We start from the raw sequence: 22,389 nt of genomic DNA, 5'->3' as shown, positions 1-22,389 counted from the left end.
TGTACACAGTGCACTGGGTTATGTATCACCTTTTGAGTTTGAAGCAATGTACTATGATAAGATTAACCCGTTAGGTCAGGTGGCCTAACTTAAATAAAAAAGTCTCCGACAAACCCGGTACGGTTCAGTGTTGTTTAGAATTAAATCCTAAAGAGGTCAAATTGACCTCTTTTTTTATTGCGAAATAGATTATCACCGGCTCCATTCCGCGAATAAATTGCACTCTGAGCAGAAAAGTTTACAATGCACACATCGCAACAAAGGTGAGCACGCTATGCAACAAATGTGGACGGATATCGATCACTATATCGAATCACATTTAATTCCCGAAGACCCAATTTTGACGCAAACTTTAGAAAATACCGATGCCAAAGGTTTTCCAGATCACCTTGCAGTTGCGGCAAATCAGGGCATGTTGCTACAAATGCTCATTCAAATGAATCAATGCAAACGTGTGTTGGAATTGGGCACATTCGCAGCTTATAGCACAATGTGGCTAGCACGTGCGCTGCCTGAAGATGGTTATATACTCACGATTGAAGGACGTGATACCCATGCAGCTTTGGGACAGGAAAATATTGACCGCGCTCAATTAAAACAAAAGGTTGAATTAAAAGTTGGTCGTGCTGCAGAAATTCTAAAAGCTCTGCCAGAAGATACTGAAGCTTTTGATTTTATTTTTATTGATGCCGACAAACAAAGCTATCCTGAATATTTGGAACTGAGTCTTAAACTTTCACGCTCAGGTACAATTATCTTTTTAGACAATGTAATTCGTGCAGGGGAAATTTTAAATCCTGACAATCACAAACCAAGCATTGAAGGGATTCGTGACATGTTCAAAGCCATGCAAAATCATTCGCGAATTTTATCGTGCACAGCATTACAAACTGTAGGCAGCAAAGGACATGATGGCTTTGCTTTAGCGATTGTAAAGTAAAGTCCACACAAGGTTAAAAAACGACCTAAAGCAATTTTACATTATATATTATAATGTTACATATACTGTCCATACAGTTATCCACAAATTATGCGGATAACCATGGACAGTCAGCAAGCATTTACATCAGTTCAACTAAACAATCTTTTGAAATGATCTTTTTTGAATCATTTACGATTTTTACTTTGCCACCAACAAAGGAACAGTTGAGTTACGGAAAATATTGGTGGTAATGCTTCCCAAGAAAAATTGATGAATTTTACTGTGGCTAAATGCCCCTAGTACAATCAACTGGATACCATGTTCACGTTGATAATCTAAAATATTTTCAGCTACATCACCATAACGATATTCAACCACCACATCTAAACCCGCTGCTGTTAAAAAATCTGCAGGTTCATTTAAAACTTCAGGATGATCGCCCACATAAAGCAAATGACATTGCAGTAATTTAAGCAAATCACTTTGTGCAATTCGCTTCATCATTTTGATGCAAGTTGGGGAATATTCATAAGCAAAAATAAAGCGGGTTGGTGCTTTAAAATGCTCTCCCACAGTCATCACGGTACAATTTGCACCACGAATAAAGTTTTCGACATTACTCCCTAAAGCCTTATTGCGTTCAGCAGATTTTTCGCCCACGCGTCCAATCACCACAATATCGTCTTCATTCAACACACTGAAGCTTTGTTCTAGAAAATCGCCTTTTTCTTGAATTTGAGTAGGTACAATTTCATATTTTTCCTGAATCATATTGGAAATGTGCTGCAATAAATTGTTGCTATAGTCGAGTGCTAATTCACTTTGTTTTTGTTCCAACTCAGCTAATTCTTTGAGTAACATCGCATTACTTTCAAAACCAATCACGCCACTAATTTCCCCCAAATGATAACTGGCGGGGTAATAATCCAAAACTTGTAATAACACCAATTCACGTTGAGTTTGTGTTGCAATCCACGCAGCAGCTTCAGCAAGCGCATTAATACAAGGCGAAGAATCAATACAAGCAATTACACGTTTCATTATTGCCTCTCTTACTGCCTTTTGCAGGCTATTTTTTAGTTGTTATTTTTAACTTAACACAACTCGTGTTGCAGGGACATGAAAAAATGTAATGAAGTTTAAAGATTTAGCCTTGCTGCATCGTATTTACTCACGATAACGAATCAATTTGGCAGGGTTTCCTACCACAATTTCCCGCTCCTGAACATCTTTGGTGACCATGCTATTCATACCAACGACTGCATGTGCCGCAATCTTCACCCCATCTTTAACACCAACATGCGCACCTAACCAAACATCCTTACCAACTTCAATGCCCTGTGAACGCACCGCTTGCTGATAAATGGGCTGATCCAAAGCCATGCCATGATCAAATGCATATAAATGACAATATGCTGCGATACGCACCTGATCATGAAGCTTAATTCCAACTCTGCCACCATCTAAAATACAGTGGTGATTAATCGCGACTTCATTGCCAATTTCTAAAGGGCCATGCAAAGTACAATCGGCTGCAATAAAGGTATTATCGCCAATACTGATTTTACGTCCTGGTTCTGCAAAAATATGTGCCAATGGTGAAATAAAACAGTTTTTGCCAATCTCTACCGTTTCCATTGCCATTAAATAAGCTTGATATTCCTGCTGCCAAGCTTCTGCCCAAGCACGATGTTTAGGTTTTAATGACCAATATAACCACGGCATGTAGTTTAAACGGTGTTTATGCTGCTCACGGTACTTCGATAATGGATCAGGTGAATTTGCTTCAGTCATCTTGATCATCCTCAAGGATTTTGAGTTGTTCACGCCCACGGCTAATATCTTGTAATTTTAGTTTTAAAGGGTCTATTTGATCGACTTGCATGAATGCCTTTACCAACACGCCTTCGGCGGTGTAGTCTTCGCTGTACTCAATCTGCTGACTATTTAGCTCGTATTGTAAAATTGCCCACTCATTAAAATGACAGGAAAATTGCACGGTCTTTTTTTCAATCAGTTCTATTTTTTCTGCTAGAGCCAAACATTGCCCTGCACATCCCCCATAGGCACGTACCAAGCCGCCTGTGCCCAATTTAATGCCGCCGTACCAACGATTCACCAACACCAAAACATTAGTCAACTCATTGCCTTCAATCGTGGCTAAAATAGGACGTCCTGCCGTACCTGAAGGTTCGCCATCATCATTAAAACGTAATTGATGCCCGATTTTCCATGCCCAACATTGATGTGTGGTAGATGGATCACGCTGCTGTTCCAAAAAAGTTTTTACCGCTTGCTCATTATCTACAGGCACAGCAATTGCCTGAAATCGACTTTTTTTAATTTCTTCTTCAAAAGTGATGGGCGCAGCAATGGTAAATGGCATAACACTCCAGATCAATCAACCAGTTAAATAAAAACTTGATAATTATAACGTGTTTAGCGCTCTAACGTATTTAGAGTTATAGCTTATTTGGACTGATAACCACCATGAAAAAACCTTCTATCCTCAAAGGTATAGAAGGTTAAATAATGTTTACACGACTTTCTGTTCTACAACTTATGCAGTAAGCATACGAAAACCAATAACGGTTAGAACATTCAAGCTTTAAACAAAAAAGTCTTCACCCAAATAAACTTCACGCACAATTTCATTTTCCAGAATTTCTTGCGGTGTACCCTCTGCAATGACTGAACCTTCGCTAACAATATAAGCACGTTCACAAATGGCTAAAGTATCACGGACGTTATGGTCGGTAATTAATACGCCAATGTCACGATCTTTTAAGGTACGAATGATATCTTTAATATCACCGACAGAAATAGGATCGACCCCTGCAAAAGGCTCATCTAACAACATAAATTTAGGGTCTGCTGCCAAAGCACGGGCAATTTCTGCACGACGGCGTTCGCCACCCGACACACTCATCCCTAATGAATCTTTAATATGCGTGATTTTAAAATCTGCCAGCAATTCTGATAAACGCTGCTGACGTTGCTGTTTATTTAAATCTTTGCGGGTTTCTAAAATAGCCATAATATTTTCAGCGATGGTCAGCTTTCTGAAAATAGAGGCTTCTTGCGGTAAATAACCAATCCCCTTACGCGCACGTTCATGCATGGCAAGGTCAGATAAATCCAGTTGATCTAAATGGATTTCGCCTTTATCCATACGCACCAAACCCACAACCATGTAGAAACTGGTGGTTTTACCCGCACCGTTCGGCCCAAGTAACCCGACAATTTCACCACTTTTCATTTCAAATGAAACGTCTTTAACCACCCAGCGCTTATTATAGTTTTTGGCTAAATGCTTAATACACAAAGTCTGCTGACCGTGCTGGACGCTGTCCTGTGCTGCGCTCGTTTGATCCATTAATCACGCGCTCCCGGGAATGATTTTGAACTTGATGGTGGAATCACAATTTTTACACGACCCGCTTCAGAACCAGTTTTGTTCGGTGTACCAATCGCTTCAACATCGCCTTTGTTCATACTATAACGCAAGGTATTACCACGAATACTGGCTCCATCTTGCTCTAAAAGTGCGCCACCCGTTAAGGTGATAATGCCTGTTTCAGCATTGTAAACAATCTTTTGCGCCTGACCTTTGGCAAGCCCTTTGGCTGGATCAGTCTTTTGCTGGAATTGCGCAGGTCTGCCCGTTGCCGTAATGACACTAATTTCTTTTTTGCTGTTCAGATTAGCAACAATCGAATCTGCCTGCAGTTTCATGGTGCCCTGTTCAATCACCACATTGCCTGTATAAGTGGTGACGCCAGTACGTTCACTAAAGGTCGCACGGTCTGCCAATAAAGTAATAGGCTGACTGCGGTCTGACGGAATTGCCCATGCACCTGCCGATGAAAGCACCGCCAAGCCCACAAGTGCTGCTTGTTTTATCAACGCTTTAGGAGCTGTAAGCTTAGATTTATGGTTCATACTTTCCTCGAATATTAAAAAATTCGTATTGCCCGTCATTTAAATTGGCTTTTAAGCCCTGACTGATAAAATCAGCCTGTGGAGATTGTACAGTCACTTGTTTTTCGGTACTGATTTCACGTGTTTTAGGAAACACATTCAACTCGACTGTTTCAAGCGTCAGTTTGCCTTGAGCGAGTAACTTGGTTGCTAGCACTTGATCTGACAACACAACCTTTTCATTGTCATTAAAACCTTGTGCCTGTTTAGCAAAAAAAGTGGCATCCACCGCGCCCGCTTTATACATAGAGGCATTCAAATTTTCCAGCTTAGAGGTTTTTTGCTGCATGTCTTGCTCTAAACGGTCAATTTGCGCACGCACATATAAATTGCCCTGCTCATCTGTTTGGGTCAGATGAATTTGCTCTGCACTATAAGTCATAGAGCGAGCAGCGTCAGTTTCCAGTTTTTTGCCTTTACCGCTGTAATAGTAATAACCACCACTTACAGCTGCAATTGCAATCGCAGTAACGTATAAAACTTTAGTATCCATAAGTGGGGCTGTAACTCAAACCTTTGAATGTATGACTTAATTAATGAGGGATGCTGAGATATTTTTCAAGTAAGCTTTGGTACACACCTTTGGCGGTTAAAATCATATCGCAGATTTCACGTACCGCACCGCGCCCACCCATGGCCTGTGTGACTAAATCGGCACGACGACGCACTTCAATATGTCCATTTGGCACTGTGACTTTCATCCCTGCAATCGAAAACGCTGAAAGATCAGGCCAGTCATCGCCCATATAGAGACAATCTGCAGGTGATAAACCTAACTTGGCACAGGCTTCCTGCAATGCAGTGCCTTTATCTTCACGTCCTTGGTAGACCAAATCTACACCTAAATCGGACATGCGTTTTTCGACAATATTACTTTTACGACCCGTGATGATAATGACTTTAACACCTGCTTGTTGCACCAGTTTCATACCTAAACCATCACGAATATCGAATGATTTAATTTCATCACCGCTGTTGGTTAAGGTGACAAAACCATCACTTAGAATTCCATCGACATCTAAAACCAAAGCTTCAATATGACGCGCTTGCTCTAATAAAATATAAGATGCCATTGTTTAGTTTACCCCTGCTTGAATCAAGTCATGCATACTGATCACACCAATGACTTTATTGGCATCATCCACCACCACAAACTGATTGATTTTACGGTCACGTAATTGTTCTAAAGCTTCAACTGCACGTGCTTCTTGTGAAATCGTTGCAGGATGTTGAGTCATCACTTGCCCAACTTGTAAATTCACATCAAAGCCCTGTTGTTTATCAATTAAACGTCGTAAATCACCATCGGTGAAAATGCCTAACAAGACGTCATTTTCATCGACAATTGTGGTTAAACCTAGACGTTTGTTTGAAATTTCGTATAACACTTTGTTCATTGGTGTATCTGGTGCAACTTTAGGTAATTCTGTACCGGTATGCATCAAATGTTTCACATGCAATAACAGGCGCTTACCCAAAGCGCCTGCAGGATGTGAACGAGCAAAATCATCGGCAGTAAAACCACGTGCATCAAGTAACGCTACAGCCAATGCATCACCTAATGCCAAGGTTGCAGTCGTACTTGAGGTTGGTGCTAAACCAAGTGGACAAGCTTCCTGAATATTGCCTAATGTTAAAGCGACATCAGCATTTTGTGGCATCGGCCCGCGATCATCACCGCTAATTGTGATTAGAGGAACTTCCAGATGTTTGATGAGTGGCATCAACATCATAATTTCATCACTTTTGCCGGAGTTGGAAATGGCAATTAAAACATCACCCCGTACCAACATTCCCAAATCACCATGCCCTGCTTCACCCGGGTGCATAAAGAAAGACGGCGTGCCTGTAGAGGCAAACGTCGCAGCCATTTTACGACCAATATGACCTGATTTTCCCATACCTGTGACCACAACACGCCCTTTGCAATGCAACATGATTTCGCAGGCACGGCTAAAACGCTGATCAATTTGCGTCGCCAAGACTTGTAATGCTTGTTCTTCTATTCTTAAAGTGTCTAAGGCTACAGATTGGAAATCAATGGTATTTAACATGTTTGGCATTCAACGTTCAACTTAAATTGAGTATTTTCTACACCTCAATAAAAGTGATTTATTGAAGCACATTTAATTTTCGCAATTTTAGCATATCTATGCAATTCTACACTTTGATTCTGCGTGTGTTTTTTGTTTTAACGCATTTTTGTATGCTGTTTTAATTAACTCGCTTTTTGACTCGAGTTTCAAATGAAAAACAATCATATTTGAGCTTAGGCTATTTATTTTATTGATTCAAAGTTGCAGATAAAGCTAAAGATAGAACTAGCTCAGAAGCATATTTCAACGAAAATGCTCTAAAAATTATGGATCAAACCCATCTATAAAGCTGACTGCAAGCAAGCTGTAACAAACAGCCATAAAAAAACGCTTATCTTTCGATAAGCGTTTTTTAAAATTTTGGAGCGGGAAACGAGACTCGAACTCGCGACCCCAACCTTGGCAAGGTTGTGCTCTACCAACTGAGCTATTCCCGCAATATGGAAGTGAATTATAAAGAATTTCATACAACTGTCAACTCTCTATGCTCCCAAGTGCTCAATTAATCAGCACGACGCCATACTGTACCTTGACGGGTATCTTCCAAGACCACACCTTGATCGAGCAAAGACTGACGAATTTCATCAGCACGGGCGAAATCTTTGGCTTTTTTGGCATCCTGACGTTGCTGAATGAAGTCTGCAATGGCTTGTTCAGATAAACCTAAAGCGTCCTGACCAATATCAGACTTCAGGAATTCGTCAACATCATGCTGCACCAAACCTAAAATATTGGTCAAATGACGCAAAGTCGAATAGTACACCGCCGCCTGATCTGTCTGCTGCTCTTTTACTGAACGGTTCAGCTCTTTATTGACTTCAAACAGAACTGCAATTGCTTCGGCTGTATTAAAGTCGTCTCGCATTGCGGCATTAAAACGTTCCACCAAAGCCTCATCTAACTGCTCAACTGTTTGCGTACCGTACGCTTGTTGATAAGCTTTAAATGAGTGATAGAAACGTGATAATGCGGTTTTGGCTTCTTTGAGTGCTACATCGGAGAAGTTTACAGGGCTACGATAATGCGATGACACAATAAAGTAGCGGATCACTTCAGGATGGAATTTTTCCATCACATCACGAATGGTGAAGAAGTTACCCAATGACTTCGACATTTTTTCGCCATCGACATTAATAAAGCCAACGTGCATCCAGTAATTTACATACTGCTCACCTGTTGATGCTTCAGACTGGGCAATTTCATTTTCATGGTGTGGGAACATTAAGTCTGAACCACCACCATGAATATCAAAATGATTACCTAAGCAGCAAGTCGACATCGCAGAACATTCAATGTGCCAACCCGGACGTCCATTGCCCCACGGCGAAGCCCAAGATGGTTCATTTTCTTTGGCATGTTTCCACAAAACAAAGTCAAATGGATGCTTTTTGTCGACTTCAACATCAACACGCTCAGACGCGCCCGCCTGCATGTCTTCTAGCTTGCGACCTGAAAGACGGCCATATTTGTCAAATTTTTCAACCTGAAAATAAACATCGCCATTACTTGCTGGATAAGCTGTGCCTTTATTGACCAAATTACCAATCATATTTTGCATTTGATCAATATATTCAGTGGCACGTGGTGCAGCATCAGGTTCAACACAGCCTAAGTTTGCCGCATCTTCATTCATGGCTTGAATAAAACGATTTGTTAAAGCTTGAATGCTCTCGCCATTTTCATTGGCACGTTTAATAATTTTGTCGTCAATGTCGGTAATGTTGCGGACATATTTCACATTCCAACCTTGACTGCGCAAAAAGCGAATGATGTAGTCAAATGCAACCATAACCCGCGCATGCCCGATATGACAGTAATCATAAACCGTCATGCCACAGACATACATGTCGATATGTCCTTCTTTACGCGGAACAAATTCAACTTTTTTTCGTTGCTCTGAGTTATATAGAACAAATGGTTGCATAGGTTTTCAAAATAGGTCTATTAAAAGATGCTCCATCTTAACCTAAGCATTATTTTTCATAAAGTTTTTCGATGTTTTTATTCTGTATGTGTCTGTGTAAAGAGAATATCGCGGATGATCCAAGCCTTCTCCCGAAGGAGAAGGAACTTTTTAATACCTGTACTTAGGCGTTTGCTGATCTTATACGGTTTGGCAAAGCTTATGCAGCATCACGTTTTTGTACCAAAATCGCGCCAACTGAATAGCCTGCGCCAAATGAACACAAGACACCATATTCACCGTTTTCGACTTCGTGTGCAGTACGGTGTAAAGCGATAATTACCCCTGCCGAAGAAGTATTGGCAAACTCATCTAAAATAATAGGTACTAAACCTGGTTGTGCTGCTTCTTTACCAACCACCAATTTCAAAATGAGTTCGTTCATGCTGGCATTGGCTTGGTGCAACCAGAAACGCTTCACCTCGGTTGGCGCAATCTGATTCTTTTCTAATTGCGCAGTAATCATTTTGGCAACTAAGGGGCAAACTTCTTTAAAGACTTTACGACCATCTTGATGGAAGCGTTTATCGTCAATATCTGCATTTTCACTTAAGTTTAAAAAACCGAAATTATTACGGATATTATTCGAGAACTGAGTAAACAGGTTCATGTCCAAAATTTCGAAACCTGCTTTGGTTTCAGTGTCTTCCAAAATTGAAGCGGTTGCTACATCACCAAAAATAAAGTGGCAGTCACGTGAACGGAAATCGTTATGACCTGAGGTAATTTCGACATTCACCAACAGTACGCGGCGCGCACCTGCTTTAATCGCATCATGCGCTTGCTTAATGCCGAAAGTCGCAGCAGAACATGCCACGTTCATGTCATAGGCATAACCTTGAATACCAAGCGCAGTTTGAATTTCAATCGCCACCGCAGGATAAGCACGCTGCAAGTTTGAGCAAGACAAAATCACCACATCAATATCTTCTGCGGTCACGCCTGCATTTTGCATGGCTTGTTTTGCAGCAATTACACCCCATTCTGCTTGTAGCGAAATTTCATCATCCCCGCGTTCACGCAAATTTGGACGTAAACGGTTAATGTCCAGAATACCTGTTTTTTCTGACACGTAACGGCGTTTTACCCCAGAGGCTTTTTCGATAAAGTCAGCACTTGAGCCACGACGTTCTTCAAGCTCACCTGCTGCAATTTTGTCAGCATTGAGCTGATTATACTGTTCCACATAAGCATTTAAACTTTCGACCAACTCTTCATTGGTAATAACATCTTCTGGGTGATAAAGACCAGTACCTATAATGCGAATGCCCATGTAAAACTCCTTCTAGAAATTACTAATATCTTAACTGATTCCGAGCTTTTCCCATACTTTTTGCAGCCGAGTTGCAGAAATTGGCATTTTGGTTTTCATGGGTTGAGAGAACAGCGATATGCGTAATTCTTCCACCATAAAGTACAATTCCTTGAGTCGGGCATCTTGTTTGTGTTTAAACAATTTGTCCATCCAAGGGTCAATTTGGGCGATGGCAGCATCGTCTCTTTGCAAGTTATTGGGTAAGCGGTCTAAACGTAATAACAACGCTTTCAAATAGCGCGGATATTCGCTCCACACCTCTACAGGCTTGCTATACACAAAGTCTGCCAGATGCATTAAGTCCAGCTGATCTTCTATATCATCCATATTTTTAGCAAAAACTGCTTCATCAAGCATAAGAAGCTGACGGCGGATGTCTTGCCATGCAATATAAATTTCATTAAAGATACGCAGCGTGGTTTGACCATGACTGAGGAAAGTCTTTTTTACCTCAAGCTGCAACTTTTGAAACTCTTCCAAGTTGACTGGTAAGTCACCAATAATGCTTTGCAATGTTGCATAGATCAACATTTGCTCAAGTTGAGCTTTATCACCCAAAGGCGAATACGCCAAAGCCAAGGGTTTATCAATTTGTTTTTTCAATTGGCGTGATAAATCACCCAATTGCACATATAGCAAACGAATCACGCCTTCACGGTGCTGACGAATCGCCTCACTCTGATCATTAAAGGTTTGAATCACCACACCCGATTCATCTTTTGGTAAAAGCTCTGCAAATGTTTTGCTTGGTACCAACGCCTGATATTGCTTAACCACTACGCCCGTAACTTTTTGCGAAGCTTCAAATACAAATCGTTCAGGAAAAGTTTGAAATTCTCCGTGCACCTGCTTTACAGGACTATGCGTTTCGGTATGGCAACGCGCTTTTAATTCAGATAAATCACGACCTTGCTCAATCACCCGCCCTTTTTCATCTAGCACTTTAATGAACGGCAATAAATACGCATCTACCCGCTCAAAGCTAAAGTCTTTTTCGGTGATGTGCTCTGCGCGTAACTGGAATGCCAAAAAGCTAAAAATGTGCTCGCGTAAATTTACCGCATCAACACGTTGTAGCAACTTTCGAGCTGTGTCTGGAATAGGCACCAAATGACGACGCTTATCTTTAGGCAAAGTCTTGAGCAAGGCTTCAATTAAATTTTCACGCCAACCCAGAACACCCCACGACCAGATATTTTCATCGACCTGTGCCAACGCTTGCACTGGAATTTTAACGGTTGCGCCATCTTCATCATGGCTGGGGTCAAAACGGTAACTGGCCGCCAAGCGCAGCTCACCATTACGCAAATAGTCAGGAAATTGCTGCGTGGTCGGACGATCATTCAGCCAAAGTGCATCATCTTCCACAAATAAATAACGTGGATTTTGCGGCTCTACTGTGGCACGCCAATCTTCAAAGGAACGACGGCTTGCAACTTCTGCAGGTACTTTGGCGGCATAAAATTGATAAATAGTTTCTTCATCAACCACTAAATCACGACGACGTAATTTATCTTCAACCCGTTCCACTTCTTCCAGTTTAAGCAGGTTGTGTTTTAAAAATGGTGGGGTAATGCCCAAGTTGCCTGTGGTTAAAGCATCACGTAAGAATATTTCATGGGCGGCTTCCTGATCGACCTTTTCGTAATTGACAGGACGTTTCGGCTCGATAATTAGACCAAACAGCGAAATCTGATCATAGGCATTCACCACGCCTGCTTTTTTAGACCAATGTGGTTCAAAATAGTGATGCTTCAGCAAATCACGTGCAGCCAATAAAATCCATTCAGGTTCAATTTTTGCCAAGGTGCGTAGATACACTTGCGAAGTTTCTACCATCTCAAATGCCATGACCCACGGTGTATTGGTTTTATGCAAAGTCGATGCAGGGAAAATTCGTGCTTTTTGTTGGCGTACTGCCATAAACACATTGCGCTCATCGGTTTTATTGGCAATAAAAGAAAGCAACCCTGTTAATAACGCCCGATGCAGATTTTCATAACTGGCTTTTTTCTCATTAAACGACAGTTTTAAGCCACGCGCCAAATCCACCAATTGTTCATGAGTTTTCTTCCATTCACGTAAACGCAACCAACTTAAAAAATGCTGACGGGCAAAAGTACGACGTTTGTTTTCACTCATGCCATCACGGTTTTCGTGTAAAGTTTCCCACAGTTTTAAATAGAATAAAAAGTCAGAATCTGCTTCACGGAACAGTGCATGTTTTTGATCGGCTTGCATTTGTTTGTCTGCAGGACGTTCACGCGGGTCTTGTACCGCCAATGCCGCTACAATAATCAGGACTTCATTTAACACCCCAAAATGTGCACCGCCTAAAATCATACGTGCCAATCGTGGATCAATCGGCATTTTTGCCATTTGCTGACCAATTTTGGTTAAGCTGCTGCCTTGAAGCTCGCCTTTATTAGCGGTGGATTTAGTGGAATTATTCGGATGATTGTCTCCCTTTTGCGTCGCAGAGCTGCTCATTCCGTCTAAAAGAGGGGCTTTACCCTTCTCAATCATCGCACCCAGTTCAATCAACAGCTTACGACCATCATTGACTAAACGATGATCTGGCGGCTCAATAAAATCAAAATCTTCGAGCGTACCCAAGCCCAAACTTTGCATTTGTAAAATGACCGATGCCAAGTTGGTGCGTTTAATTTCAGGTTCAGTAAACTCTAGGCGACTTAAAAAATCTTCTTCTGAATACAGGCGAATACAAACGCCTGGCGCAATACGACCACAACGTCCTTTACGCTGATTCGCTGCTGCCTGAGATACTGCTTCAATCGGTAAACGCTGCACCCGTGAGCGATAGTTATAACGTGAAATACGTGCAAAACCGCTATCAATCACATAGCGGATATTGGGTACAGTGAGTGCGGTTTCAGCGACGTTGGTGGCAATAATAATGCGACGACCACCACCTGAAGGATTAAAGATTTTTTGTTGTTCCGCCAAAGCCAAACGCGCATACAACGGTAAAATTTCAGTATGACGCGGTCCATGCTTATGCAAGGTTTCTTGCAGCTCCCGAATTTCCTGTTCAGTACTGGCAAAAATTAGAATATCGGCATGTTCAGGATGACCTTTTTCCTGTGCATCGGCAAAGCATTCTTCTACCGCTTGCACCACTGCGCGTGGCAAGTTTTCTTCAAAGTCATCAAACTCATCATCATCACTACCACCAATGCTTAATTCAGAAATTGGACGATAACGTACTTCGACAGGATAGCTTCGACCTTCGACCTCAAAAATAGGTGCGCCGTTAAAATAGTTACTAAAACGCTGCACATCTAAAGTTGCAGAAGTGATGATGACTTTTAAATCAGGGCGACGTGGCAAAAGTTGCTTTAAATAGCCCATAATGAAGTCAATATTTAAAGAACGCTCATGCGCTTCATCTATAATAATGGTGTCGTATTTATTTAAATAACGATCATTGGCAAGCTCTGCTAACAAAATACCATCGGTCATTAAACGGACAATTGAATCTTGCGAACCCTGTTCATTAAAACGAACTTTAAAGCTGATGGACTCACCTAACTTTTCGCCAACTTCTTCGGCAATACGCTGCGATACACTACGCGCAGCAAGACGTCGTGGCTGAGTATGACCAATTAACCCCGTTAAACCACGACCTGCCAACATTGCAATTTGTGGTAACTGTGTAGTTTTCCCTGAACCTGTTTCACCCGCCACAATAATGACCTGATGTTGCTGAATTGCAGTAATCAACTGTTCGGCAGATTGAGTCACAGGTAAATCTTGATTCAACTTAATGTTGGGAATGCGCTGTGCACGCTCCAACACTTTTAAATTAGATTTTTCAAATAATTCCTGATATTGCTTTGGATTGGCATCTTTGCCTTTTCGTAGTCGATTTAAACGATGACGATCACGCGCCAAAACGAGGTGGTCTACATTTAAATGACTCTGCACAGAATACGCTTCCTAACCAAAACACAAACGCGTATTTTACGCTGTAATGCCTTTAAGCGAAAGAACAGTGATTTAGAATGCGTATTTAAAAAGTTTTAAATCCCCCCTTGAATTTCAAAATAGCATCCCCATATAGATGTATGTTCACCAATTGCTTGAAATGGGTTGTATTTGAACCTGAAAAATAGGTTGTCATGCAATCATCATCATTTTGAGGCCTAATAAAGACTCAATAATACTGTGATGAAAGTGTACGCTTTTTACATACTCATTTGTTTTTCCGATGCTAGTAATGTAAAAATACCATTTCAGCAATAAAACAAAATTAGATACTCTATTGCCAACGAAATACAAACCTTAATCATGGAGACAATGATGAGCTTAATTAATACTGAAGTTAAACCATTTAAAGCAAATGCATACCACAACGGTCAATTCATTGAAGTAACTGAAGCTGATCTTAAAGGCAAATGGTCTGTAGTATTCTTCTACCCTGCTGACTTCACTTTCGTTTGCCCAACTGAGCTTGGTGACCTTGCAGACAACTACGCAGAATTCCAAAAATTAGGCGTTGAAATCTATGCAGTTTCTACTGACACTCACTTCACGCACAAAGCTTGGCACGATTCTTCAGAAGAAATCAAAAAAATCCAATACGTAATGGTTGGCGACCCAACTTGGACGCTTTCTAAAAACTTCGAAGTATTAATCGAATCTGCTGGTCTTGCTGACCGTGGTACTTTCGTAATTGATCCAGAAGGTAAAATCCAAATCATCGAAATCAATGCTGGCGGTATTGGCCGTGATGCTCAAGAACTTCTTCGTAAAGTTAAAGCAGCTCAATACGTTCACGCTCACCCAGGTGAAGTATGCCCAGCTAAATGGAAAGAAGGTGATGCAACTTTAGCCCCATCTATCGACCTAGTAGGTAAAATCTAAGTTTTAGATTAAACCACTCAAAAAAACCACGCATATTTTGCGTGGTTTTTTTTAATCAGAACATCACCCTTTTCTACCTTATTTATTCATATTTCATCTCTAGAATAGAAAATGTAAAAACATTACAACACTACAATCGAATCTGTACCGGTAACAGTTGTGAGATTTATTTTTGAGGGCTGTTCTATGAAAAAATTATTTTTACTTTCAACATTAATAGCATTTTCAGTGCCAGCTTTAGCTGATTTCAACTGTAATGGCAGCATTAAAAATCGAACTATTGATGATAATGTCAAAGTGCATAAACAATGTGTTCTTGATCATGTGACTATTAAGGGCAACCTAATGTTGCATTCCAACTCACATACGGCAATTAAAAATAGTACGATTGATGGCAATTTAGAATCTAAAGGAAACTTTAGTCAGGTTAATGCACATGCCAACCGCATTGATGGCAATATCCAACTCGAAGATGGGCGTAACATCCAACTCACGTCAAACCGTGTAAATGGCAATATTCAACTTAAAGATAATTCAGGCTCAATCGTTGTAAAAAATAACCGCGTGAATGGCAATTTAGAATGTGAAGATAACCGCGTAAAACCGACTGGCGGCACAAACCGTGTTTCTGGTGACAAAGAAGATCAATGTCGTCATCTATAAAATCTAGTCTTTCAATCATTTTATTTAAATGAATGACTATTCATGTGCAAAGCATAAACACCACATCCTAAATGTGGTGTTTTATTTCGCTTCATAATAGTTTTGTCGTTTTTGGCACGTTTAGGTTGCGCAAAAAACTTATATTCAAAAGTTACAATTCTGTAATACTTTTTAGCAAGCACTTCACTTATGTTCAAAATAAGCAGATTTATTCTGTGAAAAATAATATAAAAAATAAAGGAGTTGCTTATGGGTAAAACACTTGCCGTGACATCCTGGACATACAGTGCATCTTCACGTTATTTAAAAATATTTTACGAAAATGGCTCTGGGGATTTATTCCATCCTGTACCACAATTTATTTATGACAACTTATTAAGACGCAGTGATAAAGCAGCTTTTGTGAGTAAATATTTAGCATACGATTTAAGCTTTAACCGTATTTCCATTCAATAATTGATTTTATTAAACTTTGAGCATCCACATAACGATCCAATCTAAAAATAGATTGGATCGTTTTAAATAGGTAAATAACTTCAAATATTAATACACTTCTTGAATCAATTTAAAGCGTTCCTGTTCACGGTCATCATCCAAAGTAATACTCTCCGTGAACATATCAAGCGGTCTGGCCCAAATAGAATAATCGCCATATAAGCATTGATAAACCACCAATTTCTCTTGGGTTTCACTGTGTGTAGCCACATGCAGCACTTGATACAATTGCCCTTTATAATGTTGATAAATCCCTTTTTTAAGCATTTTACAATCCCAATCTTACAGAATGGCATTACTGTACAATAAAAACTGTAACCATTCTTAAGATTTCACCTTATCAGAAAAAATGAATCGCATCGGCATATTTTTCTCTAATTTATCGTTCTAATCTACACAACAAAAAAATATCTAAACCCATTACATTATTTGAACAATTTTAAGCTTCAAATTGATTGTTTTTTGGTTATATTCGCATTATCCCATCTTAAGTGGATGTAAAAAAAGGAAACATGATAATGAATAAACTTCTTATTGCTTTAGGTCTTGCTGCCACTGTAGCACTTGTAGGTTGTGCAAAAGAAAAAGCACCAGAAACAGGGGCAACTACGGGTGAACACTTAGAAAACGCTGCGGCTCAAGCTGCACATGATGCCAAAGATGCAACACATGAAGCTGCTACTGCTACAGCAACTGCGGTAGATAACGCAGCGCAAGCAACTGAAAATGCTGCACACAATGTTGCAACAGCAACAGAAAACGCAGCTGATGCGACTGTACAAGCTGCTAAAGATGCAACTGCTGCGACTGCAGGTGCGGTTGAACAAGGTGCTGCAAATGTGAAAGAAAAAGCACAACAATAATTTGATTGTATAAAACAAAAACTCCTGAGCAAGTTCTCAGGAGTTTTTTATTCAGCACGATTTAATTAGGGTCTGTTGACAATTCGTCTATGTTTGCGACATGAGAGATATATCTCGCAAGGTTTTTTAGCTGATATAAGGCATGGGACAGGAAATTTACTCATTCTAAATGACTGGCACATAACGTAATAGCAGCAAAAAATATGCTTGTACCCTTGCGCAGCAAACAAAGCAGTGCTTTGTTTTTGCTCATGTGGCTAAAACTTTCACAGATTGCGTTATAAAACTTGAAAATAAACCCGTTATTCCCTGCGTTTCATGCCTAATCTGCTCAGTTTTAGCCTACAGCGCAAGCCATTTATGAAATATCAACAGACCCTAGTAAACCTAAATCCTGCCGCAACTATAACGCCGCTTTTAAATTACAACCATAGCCCATGGTCTGTTGTACTTGGCGGTAACTGGTGTAACGATTCAAAATAAAATCATAATAAGATTCTGCATTGGCAAAATTTTCCTGCTCTGCACGCGGTAATTTTACATCTTTAAGAAAATCTAGATTGTTATGTCCTAAGCGATATAACTCAGCAAAATAACCATTCATCATATCGCAATAAGCAATTTTAGTCGGCTTTAAAGCAGTACTGGCGACCAAATGCTGATTCAAAGTTTGTAAGTTATTTACATCTAAAGGGAATTGATGCGCAAATGCGATATTTTCGACTTGTTTAAATTGTTTGAAGTCTTGCGCCAATTTGACATTTAAAGCATCTATACGCTGTTGTAATGCAGTCGCATCCTGAACCTGATATTGCTTTGGATCAATTTTTACTTGAGTTTGCTGTGGATTGCTACACGCACTTAATCCACACACCACAAGCAAACCACCATAAACGAAAGGCTTCATTAATTTACTCATCAATTCATACATCAGGCTTATTATGCCTGAAAGCATCTGCAAATTTAATGATATCGCTCATCTTAATATTTCATAAGGAAATGACGGATATGATTTGCCAATCTATCTAGAGTTGGGCAAAGTAGATAAAAACATGGAGTAAATAATATGACCTTATCAGAACAACTGAATATAAAGCATCCTATTTTTCTTGCTCCAATGGCTGGCGTTTCTACTCCCGAACTTGCAGCCGAGGTTTCTAATCAAGGTGGTTTTGGCTCACTCGGTTTAGGTGCAAACACGGTAGATGCTGCACGTGAGCAAATTTTACGCACTCAAGAACTGACTGATTTTCCATTTCAGGTCAATTTCTTTTGCCATGAATCAAGTCCACTAGATGAAGTCGCTGCACAAGCGTGGATTGCACATTTTCAGCCAATCTTTGAACGCTATGGCGCAACTGCACCGAGTCAACTAAATTGTATTTATCCAAGTTTTAAAGACCATGATGGATATTTAGATCTTGTACTAGAAACTAAACCACAAGCCGTCAGTTTTCACTTCGGGATTCCGCATGCGCATCAAATTCAGGCTTTAAAAGATGCAGGAATCATTACTATGGTTTCAGCAACCAACTTAGCCGAAGCTCAAGCCATTGAAGCAGCGGGAATTGATGTCATTATCGCCCAAGGCATTGAGGCAGGTGGACATCGGGGTATCTTTAACCAAACTTTTGATAGTGCAATTAAAACCAGCGATTTAGTACAACTGATTCGTGAACATTGTACCCTGCCAGTGGTTGCCGCAGGTGGCATTATGAATGGTCAGCAAGCACAGTTAATGCTGAAATTGGGCGCTTCTGCGGTACAGCTGGGTACAGCTTTCGTGCAATGTAAAAGTTCCAATGCCAATCCAGCTTATCGACAAGCTTTATTTCAGCAAAACATTACTCAAATTACCGACAGCATCTCTGGACGTCCTGCCCGTGGTTTAATTAATCATTGGCATACACAGGTAGATACACCAAATCGTTTAACCGTGCCCACCTATCCATATACGTATGATCTTGCAAAACAGTTGCATGCAGCCGCCGTAACACAAGGCGAGCAAGGTTATGCACCTTTTTGGGCAGGGAGTAATGTCAGTCAAATTCGTGAATTAGAAGCCGCAGATTTAATTAATCAGTTGGTTTTGGAAATGATTCACGCACGCTAAGTTTACGTACGAAAAACTCAACTGTGTATCACGGTTGGGTTTTTATTTTGTATCTAATAAGTTCACCGCTTCAACCTGCACATCACTCATGATTTCACCATGCGCAAGTAGCTGATTAAAGTAATCTTCCACCACTTTATATTGTTCTGCAGTACTTTCTACTTGATACATACTTTGACGGAATTCATTACTTGAACGTAAACCTTTGGTGTACCAAGCAATATGTTTACGTGAAATACGACAACCTGAATATTCACCATAAAATTCATACAGCTCAGCTAAATGTCCAAGTAATACTTTTTGAACTTCTGCAATGCTCGGTGCTGCTAACAGCTCACCTGTTGCTAAATAATGTGCGATTTCCCGAAAAATCCACGGACGTCCTTGCGCAGCACGTCCAATCATAATCGCATCTGCGCCTGTATAGTCCAAGACATATTTGGCTTTTTCAGGACTATCAATATCACCATTGGCAATCACAGGAATATTGAGCATGCTTTTCACTTCTTTAATCAGTGAATAGCGTGCACGGTTTAAATACATATCTTCACGGGTACGCCCATGCAATGCCAATGCAGCAATGCCTGCTTGTTCTGCGCGTTTGGCAACCCGTAAAATATTTTCCTGCCCATTCAAAAAACCTAAGCGAGTTTTCAGTGTCACAGGCACATTCACCGCGGCAACCACAGTATCTAAAATGCGTGCCACCAAATCTTCATCTTGCAATAAAGCCGAACCAGCCAACTTATTGCAGACTTTTTTGGCAGGACATCCCATATTGATATCAACAATTTGTGCACCATTGGCGACTTGATAACGTGCGGCTTCGGCCAAATCATGCGGGTCTGAACCTGCAATTTGTGCAGAAATTGGTGCAAGTTCCCCATCAAAGTTGGCACGATACAAACTCTTTTTACTCATGCGCAAAGTTTTGTCAGAGGTCATCATTTCACTGACCGCATGCCCTGCACCAAAGTACTTGCACAGTGAGCGAAAGGGTCTATCTGTGACGCCTGCCATCGGGGCAACGATCAAATTATTTGACAGTTGATAGGGACCAATATACATATATATTCTTAACTTTAACGATTGGCATAGTATACTGCATCTGCCCTTTGGGCTCATCCATTTGGAACGAGTTTTCCCTATCTATGAAAGACACTGTATTCACTTCTTTGATGAAACCCTTCAGCGTGCTTGCTTTATCATTAAGCTTGGCTGCCTGTGGAGATAGCGCATGGTGGTCTAAGGACAATGAGCCTACCCTTGAAGCAGAACAAATCCGCAAACTCATTCCAAATCGGGTCAGCGAGCGTAGTGCTTGGGCAAAAGATATTTACGATATTTCAGAGCAATTGGGCATTCCACAAACCAAAGAAAATATGTGTACCATCATTGCCGTCGTGGATCAGGAATCCAACTTTGTAGCCGACCCTCAAGTCTATGGTCTGGGTGAAAAAGCAGTTAAAGAAGTGCAAGACCGTTTGGATGAGAAATTTAAAGATAAACTGGGCGAAGCGATTGGCGGTACGGTTGCAGGCTATTTTCAGGATGTACTAAAAAACCATCCTAGCCCTGAAGATAACTATTTAAGCCAAATGCGTCGTGTGAAAACCGAACGTGAATTAGATGAATTGTATCGTGAAATTTTTGACTATATGGCCAAACATTATCACGTATCTGCACTAACAGGTGCTGCCAAACTGTTTGGACAAAATATTGGCGAAAAACTTAATCCAATTACCACTTTAGGCTCGATGCAAGTGCATATTAGCTATGCCAAAGAGCATAAACGTCAAAGCGGCAACATCGCAGAGTTACGCAGCGATCTATACACTCAATATGGCGGATTATATTACGGGATTCATCGTTTAATGATGTACCCTGCCGATTACGATCAACCGCTATACCGCTTTGCTGATTATAACTCTGGCATGTATTCGAGCCGCAATGCAGCATTCCAAAGTATGCTGAATGATTTAACCGAAGCAGAATTAGATTTAGATGGTGATTTGCTGCTTTACACTAAAGATGGTGGTGTGCGTAATGCAAAGAGTGAATCAGAACGCGAATTAATTGCTGTTTTTTCCAAACATAATATTCTAGTCACCCCACGACAAATTCGTGCAGACCTAAAAAAAGAAAAAGAAAAGAAATTTGAAGACACTGCAACTTATTTGGCGGTCACGAAACTCTATAAAGCGCAAACGGGCAAAGAGCCATTTTATGCCATGATGCCGCAAGTGGTCATTTCAGGGCCTAAACTGAGTCGAGATTACAACACCAATTGGTTTGCTACGCGAGTCAATGGACGTTATAAAACATGCATGCAAAAAGCCAAAAATATAAAAATCTAGCCCTATTTGATTTTGATGGGACCCTGTGCAGCAAAGACAGTTTTACAGGGTTTATTTTCTATGCTTTATCTAAGCGGCATATTTTTAAGCAAGGACTTAAAATCTTGCCTTGGATTCAGGCTTACTATTTAAAAGTTTATCCTGCACATGCCATGCGCCCTAAATTGTTTAATGCTATGTTTAAAGATGCAAATACAGCTGAAATATTAGCACTTGCACAGCGTTACGCAGTAGATTTAATGCATGACCTTAACCCACAACTGTTACAACAATTAAAACAGCATCAATTCAATGGTGATGATGTGGTGATTGTTTCTGCCAGTGTGGATATTTATTTGCAATATATTTGTCAGCAGTTAAATGTCGATTTGCTTTGTACTGAAACAGAAATTAAAAATCTACAATTCACAGGGCAATATTCAACACCTGATTGTAGTCGGGAACAAAAGAAAATACGGATTTTAGAACAATATGATTTAGAAAATTATGCAGCTATTTATGCGTATGGTAATAGTGATGAAGATGATGCCATGCTGAGTTTAGCGACTTATTCTTATATGGTGGGTAGTGATCATTCATTGCCAGAAATTGTAACTTATAAAAAACTGGCTTGATTTTGATGAATGATATAATAAAACCACAATTTGAATTGTGGGTTTTTTAAGTTACATGTAGCGGATGCCGCCTATGGTGATTACTTTTTTATACCCAGAATAGAAAATAAAAATAGAGTT

At 40.3% G+C, this 22,389-nt stretch carries 22 protein-coding genes and 1 tRNA gene; 8 read left to right on the top strand and 15 right to left on the bottom strand.

All coding sequences use genetic code 11. From position 1 onward, the window contains the following. Nucleotides 1-274 precede the first annotated feature (274 nt). Nucleotides 275-940: an O-methyltransferase gene (locus tag FTU58_RS11590; RefSeq protein ID WP_004973089.1), complete on the top strand. Its 666-nt coding sequence runs from the start codon at nucleotides 275-277 to the stop codon at nucleotides 938-940. 180 nt (nucleotides 941-1,120) lie between these two features. Here the strand turns inward: FTU58_RS11590 and FTU58_RS11585 are convergent, their stop codons facing one another. From FTU58_RS11585 to FTU58_RS11530, 12 genes are all read right to left on the bottom strand, one after another. Continuing rightward, nucleotides 1,121-1,963, bottom strand: coding sequence for a universal stress protein (locus FTU58_RS11585; protein ID WP_154320670.1), 843 nt, complete (start codon nucleotides 1,961-1,963; stop codon nucleotides 1,121-1,123). 126 nt (nucleotides 1,964-2,089) lie between these two features. Continuing rightward, nucleotides 2,090-2,716, bottom strand: a complete 627-nt coding sequence (locus tag FTU58_RS11580) for a DapH/DapD/GlmU-related protein (protein ID WP_004973079.1) — start codon at nucleotides 2,714-2,716, stop codon at nucleotides 2,090-2,092. Next, a complete protein-coding gene (locus FTU58_RS11575; protein WP_179993764.1) occupies nucleotides 2,709-3,308 on the bottom strand; it encodes a YigZ family protein in 600 nt (199 codons plus the stop codon). Before FTU58_RS11575 ends, FTU58_RS11580 begins: the two co-directional genes overlap by 8 nt. Nucleotides 3,309-3,530: 222 nt before the next feature. Next, the gene (gene lptB / locus FTU58_RS11570; protein WP_004973074.1) at nucleotides 3,531-4,298 is read right to left on the bottom strand and encodes an LPS export ABC transporter ATP-binding protein; all 768 of its coding nucleotides are present in this window, start codon (nucleotides 4,296-4,298) and stop codon (nucleotides 3,531-3,533) included. Further along, nucleotides 4,298-4,864 (bottom strand): lipopolysaccharide transport periplasmic protein LptA, encoded by a 567-nt coding sequence (gene lptA, locus FTU58_RS11565; protein ID WP_004973072.1) that lies wholly within the window; start codon nucleotides 4,862-4,864, stop codon nucleotides 4,298-4,300. The genes lptB and lptA overlap by 1 nt, the downstream gene beginning before the upstream one ends. Then, on the bottom strand, nucleotides 4,854-5,396 hold the full coding sequence (lptC, locus tag FTU58_RS11560; protein ID WP_004973071.1) for an LPS export ABC transporter periplasmic protein LptC: 543 nt from the start codon (nucleotides 5,394-5,396) through the stop codon (nucleotides 4,854-4,856). Before lptC ends, lptA begins: the two co-directional genes overlap by 11 nt. Nucleotides 5,397-5,436: 40 nt before the next feature. Next, entirely contained in the window at nucleotides 5,437-5,976 is a 540-nt protein-coding gene (locus FTU58_RS11555) for an HAD family hydrolase (RefSeq protein ID WP_004973069.1), read from the bottom strand. Nucleotides 5,977-5,979: 3 nt separating this feature from the next. Then, nucleotides 5,980-6,957 (bottom strand): KpsF/GutQ family sugar-phosphate isomerase, encoded by a 978-nt coding sequence (locus tag FTU58_RS11550; protein ID WP_180062459.1) that lies wholly within the window; start codon nucleotides 6,955-6,957, stop codon nucleotides 5,980-5,982. Nucleotides 6,958-7,360: 403 nt separating this feature from the next. Continuing rightward, nucleotides 7,361-7,436: transfer RNA gene (locus tag FTU58_RS11545), tRNA-Gly, on the bottom strand. A 65-nt stretch (nucleotides 7,437-7,501) separates the two neighbouring features. Next, nucleotides 7,502-8,923: a cysteine--tRNA ligase gene (cysS, locus tag FTU58_RS11540; protein WP_180062457.1), complete on the bottom strand. Its 1,422-nt coding sequence runs from the start codon at nucleotides 8,921-8,923 to the stop codon at nucleotides 7,502-7,504. A gap of 199 nt (nucleotides 8,924-9,122) precedes the next feature. After that, the gene (locus FTU58_RS11535; protein WP_154320667.1) at nucleotides 9,123-10,235 is read right to left on the bottom strand and encodes a beta-ketoacyl-ACP synthase III; all 1,113 of its coding nucleotides are present in this window, start codon (nucleotides 10,233-10,235) and stop codon (nucleotides 9,123-9,125) included. 30 nt (nucleotides 10,236-10,265) lie between these two features. Continuing rightward, nucleotides 10,266-14,225 carry a DUF3418 domain-containing protein gene (locus FTU58_RS11530; RefSeq protein ID WP_180062456.1) on the bottom strand — a complete coding sequence of 1,320 codons (3,960 nt, stop codon included), beginning with the start codon at nucleotides 14,223-14,225 and terminating at the stop codon, nucleotides 10,266-10,268. Nucleotides 14,226-14,600: 375 nt separating this feature from the next. Between FTU58_RS11530 and ahpC the strand changes: the two genes are divergently transcribed. The 3 genes from ahpC to FTU58_RS11515 all read left to right on the top strand — a co-directional run bounded on the left by ahpC (nucleotide 14,601) and on the right by FTU58_RS11515 (nucleotide 16,283). Then, entirely contained in the window at nucleotides 14,601-15,164 is a 564-nt protein-coding gene (ahpC, locus tag FTU58_RS11525; RefSeq protein ID WP_004973058.1) for an alkyl hydroperoxide reductase subunit C, read from the top strand. Between the two features lie 345 nt (nucleotides 15,165-15,509). Continuing rightward, entirely contained in the window at nucleotides 15,510-15,827 is a 318-nt protein-coding gene (locus FTU58_RS11520; protein WP_225530638.1) for a hypothetical protein, read from the top strand. Nucleotides 15,828-16,076: 249 nt separating this feature from the next. Next, nucleotides 16,077-16,283, top strand: coding sequence for a hypothetical protein (locus FTU58_RS11515; protein ID WP_004973053.1), 207 nt, complete (start codon nucleotides 16,077-16,079; stop codon nucleotides 16,281-16,283). Nucleotides 16,284-16,370: 87 nt separating this feature from the next. On the opposite strand, the gene FTU58_RS11510 is transcribed toward FTU58_RS11515, so the two are convergent. Continuing rightward, nucleotides 16,371-16,589 (bottom strand): DUF1653 domain-containing protein, encoded by a 219-nt coding sequence (locus FTU58_RS11510; RefSeq protein ID WP_004973051.1) that lies wholly within the window; start codon nucleotides 16,587-16,589, stop codon nucleotides 16,371-16,373. A 251-nt stretch (nucleotides 16,590-16,840) separates the two neighbouring features. Between FTU58_RS11510 and FTU58_RS11505 the strand changes: the two genes are divergently transcribed. After that, the gene (locus tag FTU58_RS11505; RefSeq protein WP_004973048.1) at nucleotides 16,841-17,185 is read left to right on the top strand and encodes a hypothetical protein; all 345 of its coding nucleotides are present in this window, start codon (nucleotides 16,841-16,843) and stop codon (nucleotides 17,183-17,185) included. 403 nt (nucleotides 17,186-17,588) lie between these two features. Here FTU58_RS11505 and FTU58_RS11500 read toward each other — a convergent pair whose 3' ends face one another. Further along, nucleotides 17,589-18,092: a hypothetical protein gene (locus tag FTU58_RS11500; RefSeq protein ID WP_180062455.1), complete on the bottom strand. Its 504-nt coding sequence runs from the start codon at nucleotides 18,090-18,092 to the stop codon at nucleotides 17,589-17,591. A 159-nt stretch (nucleotides 18,093-18,251) separates the two neighbouring features. Here FTU58_RS11500 and FTU58_RS11495 point away from each other — a divergent pair, with 159 nt between their 5' ends. Then, nucleotides 18,252-19,298, top strand: coding sequence for a nitronate monooxygenase family protein (locus FTU58_RS11495; protein ID WP_180062454.1), 1,047 nt, complete (start codon nucleotides 18,252-18,254; stop codon nucleotides 19,296-19,298). Between the two features lie 42 nt (nucleotides 19,299-19,340). Here FTU58_RS11495 and dusB read toward each other — a convergent pair whose 3' ends face one another. Continuing rightward, nucleotides 19,341-20,366: a tRNA dihydrouridine synthase DusB gene (gene dusB, locus FTU58_RS11490; protein ID WP_004973043.1), complete on the bottom strand. Its 1,026-nt coding sequence runs from the start codon at nucleotides 20,364-20,366 to the stop codon at nucleotides 19,341-19,343. An 83-nt stretch (nucleotides 20,367-20,449) separates the two neighbouring features. Between dusB and FTU58_RS11485 the strand changes: the two genes are divergently transcribed. Beyond that, complete coding sequence (locus FTU58_RS11485) at nucleotides 20,450-21,655, top strand: DUF1615 family protein (RefSeq protein ID WP_179989574.1); 1,206 nt, start codon at nucleotides 20,450-20,452, stop codon at nucleotides 21,653-21,655. After that, a complete protein-coding gene (locus tag FTU58_RS11480; protein ID WP_180062453.1) occupies nucleotides 21,622-22,269 on the top strand; it encodes an HAD-IB family phosphatase in 648 nt (215 codons plus the stop codon). Before FTU58_RS11485 ends, FTU58_RS11480 begins: the two co-directional genes overlap by 34 nt. Nucleotides 22,270-22,389: the final 120 nt, after the last annotated feature.

The organism is Acinetobacter sp. YH12120 (assembly GCF_013418795.1).
GTDB classification, from domain to species: Bacteria; Pseudomonadota; Gammaproteobacteria; order Pseudomonadales; family Moraxellaceae; genus Acinetobacter; species Acinetobacter towneri.
The sequence above is the reverse complement of the archived record's forward strand: the minus strand, read 5'-3'. Positions and strand labels throughout refer to the sequence as shown.

Excerpts from the sequence above, each read along its gene's own strand:
- ahpC (WP_004973058.1), top strand. The coding sequence starts at position 14,601 with ATGAGCTTAATTAATACTGAAGTTAAACCATTTAAAGCAAATGCATAC.
- FTU58_RS11580 (WP_004973079.1), bottom strand. The coding sequence starts at position 2,716 with ATGACTGAAGCAAATTCACCTGATCCATTATCGAAGTACCGTGAGCAG.
- FTU58_RS11495 (WP_180062454.1), top strand. The coding sequence starts at position 18,252 with ATGACCTTATCAGAACAACTGAATATAAAGCATCCTATTTTTCTTGCT.
- FTU58_RS11500 (WP_180062455.1), bottom strand. The coding sequence starts at position 18,092 with ATGAAGCCTTTCGTTTATGGTGGTTTGCTTGTGGTGTGTGGATTAAGT.
- FTU58_RS11575 (WP_179993764.1), bottom strand. The coding sequence starts at position 3,308 with ATGCCATTTACCATTGCTGCGCCCATCACTTTTGAAGAAGAAATTAAA.
- FTU58_RS11480 (WP_180062453.1), top strand. The coding sequence starts at position 21,622 with ATGCATGCAAAAAGCCAAAAATATAAAAATCTAGCCCTATTTGATTTT.
- FTU58_RS11550 (WP_180062459.1), bottom strand. The coding sequence starts at position 6,957 with ATGTTAAATACCATTGATTTCCAATCTGTAGCCTTAGACACTTTAAGA.
- FTU58_RS11535 (WP_154320667.1), bottom strand. The coding sequence starts at position 10,235 with ATGGGCATTCGCATTATAGGTACTGGTCTTTATCACCCAGAAGATGTT.
- FTU58_RS11590 (WP_004973089.1), top strand. The coding sequence starts at position 275 with ATGCAACAAATGTGGACGGATATCGATCACTATATCGAATCACATTTA.
- FTU58_RS11485 (WP_179989574.1), top strand. The coding sequence starts at position 20,450 with ATGAAAGACACTGTATTCACTTCTTTGATGAAACCCTTCAGCGTGCTT.
- lptA (WP_004973072.1), bottom strand. The coding sequence starts at position 4,864 with ATGAACCATAAATCTAAGCTTACAGCTCCTAAAGCGTTGATAAAACAA.
- FTU58_RS11520 (WP_225530638.1), top strand. The coding sequence starts at position 15,510 with ATGTTGCATTCCAACTCACATACGGCAATTAAAAATAGTACGATTGAT.
- dusB (WP_004973043.1), bottom strand. The coding sequence starts at position 20,366 with ATGTATATTGGTCCCTATCAACTGTCAAATAATTTGATCGTTGCCCCG.
- lptC (WP_004973071.1), bottom strand. The coding sequence starts at position 5,396 with ATGGATACTAAAGTTTTATACGTTACTGCGATTGCAATTGCAGCTGTA.
- FTU58_RS11505 (WP_004973048.1), top strand. The coding sequence starts at position 16,841 with ATGAATAAACTTCTTATTGCTTTAGGTCTTGCTGCCACTGTAGCACTT.
- FTU58_RS11510 (WP_004973051.1), bottom strand. The coding sequence starts at position 16,589 with ATGCTTAAAAAAGGGATTTATCAACATTATAAAGGGCAATTGTATCAA.
- lptB (WP_004973074.1), bottom strand. The coding sequence starts at position 4,298 with ATGGATCAAACGAGCGCAGCACAGGACAGCGTCCAGCACGGTCAGCAG.
- cysS (WP_180062457.1), bottom strand. The coding sequence starts at position 8,923 with ATGCAACCATTTGTTCTATATAACTCAGAGCAACGAAAAAAAGTTGAA.
- FTU58_RS11555 (WP_004973069.1), bottom strand. The coding sequence starts at position 5,976 with ATGGCATCTTATATTTTATTAGAGCAAGCGCGTCATATTGAAGCTTTG.
- FTU58_RS11585 (WP_154320670.1), bottom strand. The coding sequence starts at position 1,963 with ATGAAACGTGTAATTGCTTGTATTGATTCTTCGCCTTGTATTAATGCG.
- FTU58_RS11515 (WP_004973053.1), top strand. The coding sequence starts at position 16,077 with ATGGGTAAAACACTTGCCGTGACATCCTGGACATACAGTGCATCTTCA.